General features: G+C 74.6%; 2 protein-coding genes. Both read left to right on the forward strand.

What is annotated here, in order from left to right; all coding sequences use genetic code 11:
• A partial coding sequence (locus H5J30_RS27510) for an FAD-binding oxidoreductase (protein WP_181790014.1) occupies positions 1-1,575 on the forward strand: 1,575 nt, incomplete at its 5' end.
• Positions 1,576-1,582: 7 nt separating this feature from the next.
• A complete protein-coding gene (locus H5J30_RS27515; RefSeq protein ID WP_181790015.1) occupies positions 1,583-2,170 on the forward strand; it encodes a short chain dehydrogenase in 588 nt (195 codons plus the stop codon).
• The last annotated feature ends 237 nt before the right edge of the window (positions 2,171-2,407 follow it).

Here is a 2,407-nt window from a genome sequence, read left to right on the forward strand (position 1 = left end):
GCCGTCGAAGCCGCCTCCGGCTTCGGCCCCGTGACCGTACGCCCCGACGACTCCCGCTACGGCTCCCTCCGCCTCCGCGGCTACAACCACCGCCACGCCTCCCACCCCTCCCGCATCCGCCTCGTCGGCACCACCGCCGACGTCGTACGCGCCGTCGACGACGCCGTACGCGCCGGGCGGCGCGTCGCCGTGCGCAGCGGCGGGCACTGCTTCGAGGACTTCGTCGACCACCCCGGCACCGACGTGGTCATCGACATGGCCGGCATGCGCGACGTCGGCTACGACCCCCGCCGCCGCGCCTTCTTCGTCGAGCCCGGCGCCACCCTCGCCGAGGCGTACCGGCGGCTCTTCCTCGGCTGGGGCGTCACCGTCCCCGGCGGCACCTGCACCGGCGTGGGCGCCGGGGGGCACGTCGCGGGCGGCGGGTACGGCGCGCTGTGCCGGCTGCACGGGCTGACGGTGGACCACCTGTACGCCGTCGAGGTCGTCGTGGTCGACCGGTCGGGCCGGGCGCGCAGCGTCGTCGCGACCCGGGAGGCGTCGGACCCCCGCCGTGACCTGTGGTGGGCGCACACCGGGGGCGGGGGCGGCAGCTTCGGCGTCGTCACCCGCTACTGGTTCCGCTCCCCGACCGCCCCCGGCGGCACCGGGACGCAGACCGACGCCGACGACGCCGCCATCGGCCCCGACCCCGCCCCCGACCCCGGCGACCTGCTGCCGCGTCCGCCTGCCACCGTCCTCACGTACTCCCTCGACTGGCGCTGGGCCGACCTCGACGAGGACGCCTTCGTCACCCTCATGCGCGACTACGGCCGCTGGGGTGAGCGCAACTCCGCCCCCGGCTCCCCCGCCGCCGCCCTCTACGGCGAGTTCGTGATGTCCGCCTCGCCGAGCGGGACGATCGGCATCTCCGGCCAGGTCGCCGCGGGCGACACGGCCGCACGCCGGCTGCTGGACGACCTCCAGGGCGCCCTGACCCGCGGCCGGGGCGTACCGCAGCCGGAGCGGCGGGCCGAGACGCTGCCGTGGCTCCACGCGACGCTGGGGTCCGCGGGCGCCGACGAAGCCCCCTTCGCCAGCCGCATGAAGATCAAGTCGGGCTACCGCCGCCGCGGTTTCTCCGCCGCCCAACTCGGCACCCTCTACCGCGGCCTCACCGCCCCCGACTACGACAACCTCTTCGGCACCGTGTTCATCAACACCTACGGCGGACAGGTCAACGGCATCTCCCCCGGCGCGACCGCGATGCCGCACCGCGACTCCGTCTTCCTCGTCGGCTTCCTCACCGGCTGGACGGACGAGAAGGAGGACGAGCGGCAACTGAGGTGGATGCGCGAGCTGTACGACAAGGTATGGGCGGATTCCGGCGGCGTACCCGCGGGCGCGGACGACAGCGGGACGTTCATCAACTATCCCGACAACGACCTCGCCGACCCCGCCCTCAACACGTCCGGCACGCCCTGGCACACGCTGTACTTCGGCAAGGACGGCTACACCCGGCTGCAGCGCGCCAAGGAGCGCTGGGACCCGCGGAACGTCTTCCACCACGCGCTGTCCGTACGGCCACTGACATGATCGGCGCATGAAGGTACTTGTCATCGGTGCGACCGGAACCCTCGGCAGCGCTGTCGCCGACGCCCTTGAGGACACGTCCCTCCAGGTCGTGAAGGCTTCCCGCAACGGGCCTGTGCGGGTGGATCTGGAGGATCCCGCCACGCTGGACGGGCTCTTCGACGCGGTGCCGGACCTCGACGCGGTGGTGTGCTGTGCGGCGAGCGGGCCGCTGGTGGACCTGGCGGCGGTGACGGACGAGGAGTTCGCCGCGGGGGTACGGGCCAAGCTCCTGGGCCAGGTCGCCCTGGCCCGCCGCGCGCTGCACCGGCTCCGGGACGGCGGCTCCGTCACGCTGACCGGCGGCACCTTCGCCGCGCCGCTGGCCGGCGGGTCGCTGGGCGCCCTGGTCAACGCCGGTCTGGAGGGGTTCGTCACCAACGCCGCCGCGGAGCTGCCGCGCGGCCTGCGGATCAACCTCGTCAGCCCCGGGTGGATCGCGGAGACGCTGGAGCGCTTGGGCATGGACCCGGCGGGCGGCACGCCCGCCGCCGAGGTGGCGCGGGCGTACGCGGAGGCCGTGGCGGGCACGGCGCAGGGCGTGACCTTCCGGCCGTAACGAGGGCTCCGCGGGGGCGCCGGGTCCGGCCCGTACGGGCCGGGCAGAACCGGGCTCCGTAAGATCGATTTCATGCTGACGCCGCCCTCCTCCGTGACCGACCAGGACGTCCTGGAAGCCGTCGCCGGGCACTGGCTGCCCGGGGCGGACCGGGCGGAGCACCTGCCGTGGGGCTTCGGGGCGCACCACTGGCGGGTGTCGGGCGGCGGCACCGTGCTGTTCGCGACGCTGGACGGG

It is taken from the genome of Streptomyces phytophilus (genome assembly GCF_013870535.1).
Classification (GTDB): Bacteria; Actinomycetota; Actinomycetes; order Streptomycetales; family Streptomycetaceae; genus Streptomyces; species Streptomyces phytophilus.